Origin of the sequence: Pseudoalteromonas sp. AOP31-A2-14 (genome assembly GCF_052378035.1) — a bacterium.
GTDB lineage: Bacteria > Pseudomonadota > Gammaproteobacteria > Enterobacterales > Alteromonadaceae > Pseudoalteromonas.
In genome coordinates this window covers 1-8495 of the sequence record NZ_JBQSXI010000004.1, presented here as the reverse complement: position 1 = coordinate 8495, position 8495 = coordinate 1, and the positions used below count along the sequence as shown (strand labels likewise).

General features: G+C 41.5%; 10 protein-coding genes and 1 pseudogene. 3 read left to right on the top strand and 8 right to left on the bottom strand.

The window, feature by feature from the left end; genetic code table 11:
- The 5 genes and pseudogenes from ACT3S9_RS19865 to mobV form a co-directional block, all read right to left on the bottom strand.
- Positions 1 to 211 (bottom strand): annotated as a pseudogene (locus tag ACT3S9_RS19865) (site-specific integrase); the annotation flags it as partial.
- Positions 204 to 452: a hypothetical protein gene (locus ACT3S9_RS19860; protein WP_444751174.1), complete on the bottom strand. Its 249-nt coding sequence runs from the start codon at positions 450 to 452 to the stop codon at positions 204 to 206. The gene ACT3S9_RS19860 and the pseudogene ACT3S9_RS19865, both read right to left, overlap by 8 nt.
- Before the next feature lie 817 nt (positions 453 to 1269).
- Positions 1270 to 1824, bottom strand: a complete 555-nt coding sequence (locus ACT3S9_RS19855; RefSeq protein WP_444751173.1) for a hypothetical protein — start codon at positions 1822 to 1824, stop codon at positions 1270 to 1272.
- Between the two features lie 300 nt (positions 1825 to 2124).
- Complete coding sequence (locus tag ACT3S9_RS19850; RefSeq protein ID WP_444751172.1) at positions 2125 to 2928, bottom strand: replication initiation protein; 804 nt, start codon at positions 2926 to 2928, stop codon at positions 2125 to 2127.
- 659 nt (positions 2929 to 3587) lie between these two features.
- Positions 3588 to 4538, bottom strand: coding sequence for a MobV family relaxase (gene mobV, locus ACT3S9_RS19845; RefSeq protein ID WP_443489397.1), 951 nt, complete (start codon positions 4536 to 4538; stop codon positions 3588 to 3590).
- A gap of 126 nt (positions 4539 to 4664) precedes the next feature.
- Between mobV and ACT3S9_RS19840 the strand changes: the two genes are divergently transcribed.
- From ACT3S9_RS19840 to ACT3S9_RS19830, 3 genes are all read left to right on the top strand, one after another.
- Positions 4665 to 4868: a hypothetical protein gene (locus ACT3S9_RS19840; protein WP_443489396.1), complete on the top strand. Its 204-nt coding sequence runs from the start codon at positions 4665 to 4667 to the stop codon at positions 4866 to 4868.
- A 147-nt stretch (positions 4869 to 5015) separates the two neighbouring features.
- A complete protein-coding gene (locus tag ACT3S9_RS19835) occupies positions 5016 to 5378 on the top strand; it encodes a hypothetical protein (RefSeq protein WP_443489400.1) in 363 nt (120 codons plus the stop codon).
- Positions 5375 to 5866, top strand: coding sequence for a hypothetical protein (locus ACT3S9_RS19830; RefSeq protein ID WP_443489399.1), 492 nt, complete (start codon positions 5375 to 5377; stop codon positions 5864 to 5866). The genes ACT3S9_RS19835 and ACT3S9_RS19830 overlap by 4 nt, the downstream gene beginning before the upstream one ends.
- A 2-nt stretch (positions 5867 to 5868) precedes the next feature.
- Here ACT3S9_RS19830 and ACT3S9_RS19825 read toward each other — a convergent pair whose 3' ends face one another.
- The 3 genes from ACT3S9_RS19825 to ACT3S9_RS19815 form a co-directional block, all read right to left on the bottom strand.
- The gene (locus ACT3S9_RS19825) at positions 5869 to 6546 is read right to left on the bottom strand and encodes a replication initiation protein (RefSeq protein ID WP_443489398.1); all 678 of its coding nucleotides are present in this window, start codon (positions 6544 to 6546) and stop codon (positions 5869 to 5871) included.
- 721 nt (positions 6547 to 7267) lie between these two features.
- Positions 7268 to 7789, bottom strand: a complete 522-nt coding sequence (locus ACT3S9_RS19820; RefSeq protein WP_444751171.1) for a hypothetical protein — start codon at positions 7787 to 7789, stop codon at positions 7268 to 7270.
- Between the two features lie 17 nt (positions 7790 to 7806).
- On the bottom strand, positions 7807 to 8495 hold a 689-nt coding region (locus ACT3S9_RS19815), incomplete at its 5' end, for a site-specific integrase (RefSeq protein ID WP_444751170.1).

Below are 8495 nucleotides of genomic sequence, written 5' to 3'. Positions count from 1 at the left end.
TTTCAAGATATTGTGCCGCTTGTTCAGGTGTGATTTCACGTAGTCCGATAGATAATTCACGGTTTGCATATTGTGCGACTCTGGACAGCGCTTCTTCGTAGTTCCTGACTGTACCAACAGATTGTATGTGTTTACCTTGAATGGTTTTCATCACATTAGCAGCTTGTTTTTGAGCTACCTCAAGGGGATCTTTTTTGGCAAATTTACCCATTTTTATGATTCCGCTCTATCCAACGGGAAAGCGTAGAGGGGGAGACTTCGACATTCAGGCCTAGTAACCAGCGACGGATTTCCGCGCCACTCGAACCACCATTAAGCAGTTGGATTATTTCACCGTGGTATGGGTCTAATTTTGATTTACGTTGAGTGTAGCAGCGCTTTCTTATCGCTTTGGTTTGCGTTTTAAGCTTGGAAATTTCAGCGTTCACATCGAAATCAGACGGTACTTTCATTGGTTTCATGTTTTTCCTTGTAAGAACTTACAACTGCCTGTTAAACCAGCAGTAGCGACAACTTAATGCCTATTAGCCTGATTTACGCATAACGGAGCGAAGATTCAGACTTCTCTAGTCTATTCCGCATCGTATTTTAAGTGGGATGAATCACTGACCTTTACACCGGTTAAGTGGCTTTTACGTTTTGCATCGTTGATCTCCTATTTCGATTTTCGCTAGTGGATGACTATTTCCTGACATGGTGATCAGGCCTCCCATTTTCGCGTTGCGCTAGCGGGGTAACTAGAACCTAGCAGAGAGCTAGACCTCGGATCGTTTACCTGTATCCGGTGTAGCAGGTGTGCTAAAGGCACAACTCTATTTTCAAGAATTAATATATGTGATGAGTTTAAATTCGTCAAATAAATTTATATTGCTCGTATTTTTTTGCGTGAATTAAGCTTAAACCATACCCCCGCTATGTTTACGAGCCTAAGCGAGTGTGTACATAGCGGGGGGATGGGTTGCAAAAATGCAAAAAAAAGCCCCAATTGGACATCATGCTTATGATGTCCAATTGGGGGGCTTTAGTTGAATATAATAAAGATAAAACAACAAATATGTTTGATGTTATTTTTAATTCTAGTATTATATTTAATAGTAGTTAAATATAATATTTAACTATCGAGACGACCGACCGGATGAGAGAGCGTTTCCCAGCGGCAATGCCGTATCAGCGCAAGGCTGATCGTTAAGTGGTGGCCGGATAGGGTGTTAACTTGGTTAGCACCACCCCCATTCAATAGAACGGGTGTCGAAAGGCACCCGTTTTTGTTTACCGCTTCGTAGAAGTTGGCTTATTTAAATAAATATTCGTACAAAGCAATTGAAATCCGATTCTTCCTAAGAGTTTTGGGGCATCACCCACTGGCAATTCCGGATATGCACTTTCTACGAACAAACTCAAATCCTGCATTTTTTTCTTTTCTCCAGTGGCTTTAGATACCTCAAAGAAAAGGTGATAAGGTCCTGCAGGATCCTCTATTTGTATCGAGTAATTGAAGTTTCTTCGCGCCGCAGTTTGATAAACTTTGCATTTAGGGTCGTTAAGACCTTTTACCAGTTCCTCAAGAGAATGAGAAAGGTTATATCTGATTGGACAAAAAACCCTTTCTCGGCCTGCATGATCTGGTAAGAGAAAATCAGGTGAATATGTTTCTTCTAGAACTGGAGAATGAGTAAAACAGTGATTACTAAACCTTACATTAACTCTCAGGTTCTTAGCTGCTTTATTACTATGAAAGTTCATAGTAAAAGGCTCTAAATGTTTAAACTCATATACTTTACTCGCAATGATTAATGGTGGAAAAAAAGGCGTTGAATTAGACACGAGAGCTCCGCTTTTCAAGTTCGATAACATTAAACATCCATTTTTTAATGGAGCGCTTTTTTTAAATTCAAATGAAAGTGCTGCAACAGAGCGACCTTTTTTGATTAACTAAAGCATAAGATACTCCGAAAAAGTTTTAAGTACAAGCCGTGATTCACTGTAAGTCACTGACAAATAAGCAATATTGAAGTATTGCAATAGTGTTTATATAGCGGGATATGGGTTGAAAAAATGCAAAAAAAACAAGTTGAATATCATAAGCATGGTGTCCAATTGGGGGGATTTAGTCGAGTTTTTAAATTAAAAACCTTCAAATTTCATTTGATCATCTACTCGATAAGAGAATCTTAATTTAGTTGCTTTACGCTGCTTTCTTTCGATAATTTCAACGTTTATTTCCTTTATTTCCGTAGTATCTTCAATAGTGTCTATGCTTTGTTTGATGACACTACGATTAAACTCTTTAAATAACGGATAAGAATAAACTTTTTCCTTATCTTTTATTGTATAAAGCCCCAGCTCTTCTTTAAGTTCTTCTACGGTAATTTCAAAAAAACGGTCTTTCTTCTGGCTTATTTTCTGACGTATGAGCTGATACAGGTTACTGGCATTTGTATCTCTAAGTCGTGCGCTTGATATCAGTACTTGAGTTGTATAATTACCCTCTATCATGCAAATATACGGCTCCATTTGACGGCTAAAGCTAATATCTACGTAACCGTCCCCGTCTTCATAGTCGCAGTATTCGGTAACGTTAAGCATACGAATACCTTTCCCTGTTGGCTTTTTCCAAGGCCGCTCTCCTTGCCGAGCTATGGGGGACAAAAGCTGATCTTTAGGAATGCCTATTATTTGTTTTTGTAAGTCCAGCGTGGCGGATTTTAGTTGCTCGTAGGCTGTATTCATTTCTAGCTTAGCTATTTTCGCGTACTCACTTGCATAAATGCGAAATACTTGGCCTTGTTTTACTATTTTTTTAGAGTCCAACTGAGCTATGGCCATAAATAAAACGCGCCTAGATGACAAAGGCATTTTAGACAGTGTTTTGTTGATATCAGTTTTATGGCGAACTTTCGTTTTATTTGATACGTTGATTAATTCCATAGGTGTACTTGTATTGCTTAAACCACACACCCATAGTAATGGTGTAGTAATAATACTGTCAATATACACCTGTGCAAAAGTGATAGTTTTTTATCCACATGACTCGGTAGACGCACACCTTTAACTCGGTAGACGCACACCTTAACTCGGTAGACGCACACCTTTAACTCGGTAGACGCACACCTTTAACTCGGTAGACGCACACCTTTAAAAATTATTTATTATATTTTTCATTACCTTAACTCACCTCCTAAGTCTTTAAAGTCTTTTAAGTTATACATAAAGTCTTTAAAGGTAAGTTCGGCGAAAATTTGTGGATAACGGATTTTAAAATTTTCGGGGTGCTAACCCCTCTTAGGGGCGTTGCCCCTGCCGGCCCTACCCCTCGCTTCGCTCGTACCGGCATACCCCAAGAATGCCTTCGCTACGCTCAGAGTTGATTTTAAACGCTCGTTGAGCGCCAACCCAAAGCCTGAATCATTGGGGCAATCAAAATGCGCTAGCGTGGCTTACAGGTCGTGCATGATTGGTTTATCAGGGCACGAAGGGAGATCGGATCGGGTGATCCGTTAGTGATCGCGTTGTTAGGCTGGTTTTTCGTTAAACACCGTTGGGTTATCGCTCGTTCCTCGCTGCGGCTTCGCCCTCATAGTCGCTTATTATCGGCTGTAGCCCTTATTTTTATTGGAACGACTACAAATCGCCCCATGGGTTTGATTCTGACGTTTAAGCGATTCAGTTAATTTGATCACCTCAGCGACCTGATTTTTATCCAATCCGTCAAAGTGCCTTGAAAGCGCCTGTATCGAATTCTGAGCCTTTTTCAAGTCTTCGCATACATTTCCTAGGGTTTTACTCATTTCGTGCCGCTTACGCGTTTCTGAGGCGCTTAAACGGGCTTTCTCAACGCTGGGTTGGATCTGTTTGTTCACTTCGCGGATAATTCGGGCTTGGTATTCCTCATCGGATTCCACCGTGGTACTGAAAACGCCTTTCTTGAGAACTTTGCGTTCTTTGTCCACCGTGAGCGGTGCTTGTGGTTGATTTATCTGCCCATAAAACGATTGAACTCGCTGATGGGTTGCCTTGCTGCCCTCAATGCCGCGTTGAAAATCATGTTTAACACCCACCTGTTGCGCAAAATCGGTTTGCATGGCGTTCAGCGCTTTAGCGCCTCCCAAAAAGTGCCGTGCGTTTAATTTTCCTTTGGGGTCAATGGGCACGACATAGGCGTACATGTGCGGTGTTTTTTCATCCCGATGAATGCCCGCATACACCACGTTTTCAGCTCCGTGTTTTGCTTTAAGCCAGGCGAGCGAATCATGAAAATAATTATCCTGGTCTTTGCGTGATTTGGCGGTCATCGCTTCTGGGGAGGCGGTGATCAAATACTCGATGGCCATCACGCCATTTTTACGAATTTTATCCGGTAAACGCGCATTGACAGCCGCCATCGCTTCATCCGAACTTTGTGCGCCGATATGCGTATTTTCTGGCGTTAATTTGGGGTCTGCGTTGGGCGTGTCTTGCTCACGAAAAGCATGCTTTGTTGAGCGGCAAATTGCGCCCTTGGATTTTAACTTCTGTGTTCGCAAAATAACAAAATTCATCGGTGACTCGGTGCGGGGGAGTGTGAACATAGATTAATATATGTGGACTCACTACACAATTTTTAAACGCTGCGCTAAAATTGTGGTTCGTGCACCCCCTAAATCGGGTGCAAAAAGGAGCGAAAAATGACACCGAAAAAAGATGACATCACGCAATTATGCGATGCAATTAATGCGGATTTAGAGAGTGAAAAAACACGTCAGATTTATGCTAATTTAGAGGGGGAAGATCACGCCCCTGCAGACAAAAAAGAGGCCCTCGAAAAGTGGCTCGCTGAAGGGAATAATTTAGAACTTCCTGTGTGGGTATCTAAGAAAAATCAGTCGTGAAGTGCAACGTCATTTCACACTGGTAAGGTGACAAATCACAGTGAGCTCGTTAAGGAACATATATAACATGGGCTAGTACGGTGACAAATCGCAGTGAGGGTATTTAATTAACAGTTTAAATAAATTTTATGGTAGTTTTTATTTTTAATGGAAGTAAATAACAAGGAGTTAAATATGATATGCCCTGATATTAGTGACTTAGAATTCTCTGAGCGTGGAAAATTGGCAGTAAAAGAAATAAGAAGAATAAAAGGTGTTAATCAATGGCTTAGCTCTGCAATTGTAGTTGGTACCTTTGCAAATATTTTTGCTGGTAATGGTATGATAAAAAGTCATTATAATCTTACTCAAACAGATTTTAATTCTTTTAATAAGGCATTACGAGACTCCCCTAGTATTGCTAGACAAACAATAAAAACGATATCAGGCCTTCAAGCTATTAGAGCCAAAACAAGCAAAGAAAGACAATTTTGGAAGGCCGTATACAACGGTTGTGTGGCTGCAAAATGAAATATTTAATTTATTTTTTTGCAGTGTTTGCATCATTTTTTACATATGCGGATACGTCTGAGCAAACTCTTAAAGACTATCTTACTATTCAATATCATAACTCAATTAAAGCGTATGAGATTAAGCTTGAAAAGTGCCAGAAAACAGAAGCAGTTATAACCCCAGATGACGTAAAGCATATTTCTGATGATTGGAATGTACTAAGTACTGTTTTTTCTTATCATTATGCAAAGGTTCAAGACTTATGCACGCATGATGAATTGGAGCTGTTTACTGTACTTTCTGCAAAGCTACAGGCTTTAGAAAGTAGTGATCAGTTAGTACTTGAAAAGTATAACCAATTGATTATGGCAATCCCTCTAGCTTACGAACGAACTAAGGCTGATTATTTTGTCTTACCTGAAGGTATACGCGAACGGTTTTCAAATTTAGAAAAGCTAAACAGACCATTTAATTTAATGGAAACAATGGAGAAATTTGATTTATAAAATTAAATGTCCATTTTCAGCTGAGCACTTTTTTTAAATTCAAATGAGAGGGCTGCGACCGAGCGGCCTTTTTTTATTGTTTCATAACTGATTATTAAATCACTTCTCTGGTTTAACTCATCAACCGATGCCTTGATGACTCGTCTATTTAACTCTTTAAACGTTGGATACTTATCAGAAATTCCCAGCGCAGATTTGAAATCATCAAGATAGATAACACGTTCACCAGTGCTGCTAAACTTCATGAGTAGCTCATACAAGCGTATTGAGTGAGATGATTGTAACTCCGCGATATGTCTCAGCTTGTATGTGGTAAATCTATTTTGTAAACTACTGATGTACTTAAGAACTTCATCTGTCCATGTAATAACGACAGCGCCTTCACCTTTTAATTTTTTTACGCCTTTTTGAATCCACCTGAGTTTCACTTCTTCATGCTCATCTTTCAGTATGATCACTGCGTCAAATAAGCTGTCAGCAGCTTTGTAGAGGTCTCTTCGCGCATTGGGTATGCCCATTAAGTCAGAATATTCAAGTGCCGTTAGCGTCATTTCCTTGGGTATTGCTGAGCGTGAATCAACTTTTCCCAGACATGCCAGTACCAGTTTTTGAGCTTGCACATTCAGCTGATAGCTAGCATCTACCAAGGTATTTGACTTTGTCACAGACATGTTATTCATAAAGGTGTACCAATGTTGTTTTGTTACACCTTAAGCAAAGGTGTAACAAGTGTCAACCCGTACACCTCAAGCTGTGAATTAGCGTGTCAATCTGTACACCTTTAAACTGCTTTAGCGTGTCAATCTGTACACCTTTAAACTGCTTTAGCGTGTCAATCTGTACACCCTTAACCTCTACAGCCCTTTGTTGGCGTGGCCTGTAGAGGTGCTAAAAACAAGAGATCTAATAAACAAGAGAGATTAAAAAGGAAAACACCTGTGGATAACCTAAAAATTTAAGTGAAATTTGAGCTTAAATCCCCTCTTAGGGGCGTTGCCCCTGCCGGCCTTTCCCCTCGCTTCGCTCGTACCGGCATACCCCAAGAATGCCTTCGCTTCGCTCAGAGCTTTTTCAAGAGCAAGACAAAACCTGAATCATTGGAGTAAACAAAATGCGTTAGCGTGGCTTACAGGTCTTGCATAATTGGTTTATCAGGGCACGAAGGGGGATCGGATCTGCTGATCCTTTTGTGATCGCGTTGTCACATTGTTTTTTGCGTTGAACACCGCTGGGTTATCGCTCGTTCCTCGCTGCGGCTTCGCCCTCATAGTCGTTAACTATTAAGTAAAAAATTTATTGAGCGCGGAGCGCAGAGTTGGTTAACCGGTGATCTAAAATAGCGGCTGTGTGTCAACGTGTGGGCGGCTTGCCCGTCCACCGTTGTCCATAGTGAGCGTAGAGTTACCGAGGTTTAGATTTTAGCCTTGCCATAGCGCCTTCAGCCCGTTGTTTTTTAGTATTCGCTTTGGCTGCGGTTTTCTCCGCCTCTTTCACACGCTCTTCAGCGACTTGAACACGTTTAACGGCTTCAGCTTCAAGGCGTTTAAACCTTTCTTCTCGTTCCATTAATTGCCTTTCTTGCGCTCTCAGCGCTTCTCTGTCGGATTTTATTGAGTTATCCGCACGTATTTGAGCCTTTTCCGCTTTATCGTCTGAGAGTGCTTTCTGGGCGTTTATACGGGCTATTTCATTTTCATGATCGGCCTCTGTTGCGGTTAGGTACAGATAACCCAAAATTACGTAAAATATTCCACCGCCAATCAACACCCCGATAACGGCAACAGGCCACGCATATTTCAACGTTTCCCAGCCTGTGCCGGCAATCACCCATTTTTGATTTTCAACAACAACCCAGCCTTGATTTTCCATGAAGCCATTTAGCCACCAAGCGCCAGCCCCAAGGGCTGCAAGCAAGATTAACATGAGGATAGTTCGCCAGTTCATCGTAAATAAGTCTCCGTAATATCAGGTCTAAAATGCCCCATTTCTTGAGAAACAATTTCAAGCGCTTTATCTCGGTTTATGCCTGAATTTTGAAGCTCGTACATGCGTTCTTGGGCATAGCTATGTCGAACTCCGTGAGCACCTTCGCTCCACCCTAGTTTTTTTTCAGATGCACGACTAAATGATGCAGCCCAAGCGCGTCCAGCGCTGATTTTGTAATGTTGTACGTAATTTATAGTTCGGTCTGTTACGTGTTTTGGCTCGGGCAATCTCTGTGCTTCTAACTGGTTTGCAAGGTGTGTCGGTATGCGTACTTCTCGAATTAATCCGCCTTTGCCTTGCACGGTATATCGTTCACCCTCTCGACCTTGAAATTTTTCAGCTAATGCAGGGCGATCGCTTACCCCTCTTTCCTCGATACGGCGAAGCGTGAAAAGTTCGTGACCACGTAAACCCGCTGCGTGTGCAAGTTGCGTAGAAAGTGCATTTTGCGGACGTTGTGACTCCGTGATTATTTTTAACTGCTCTGGCGTGTAGGAGCGGGATTTTAAAATTTGTTGGTGTTCAGATTTGATAACGCCCAGGCGTTCATCCTGGTTTAGCTTTTTGCTGGTGAAGTGCATCATGGCCTGGATTGCCTGACGCTCCATATCGAGAGTTTTTTGCCCCACTTCCTCGCTGCGAA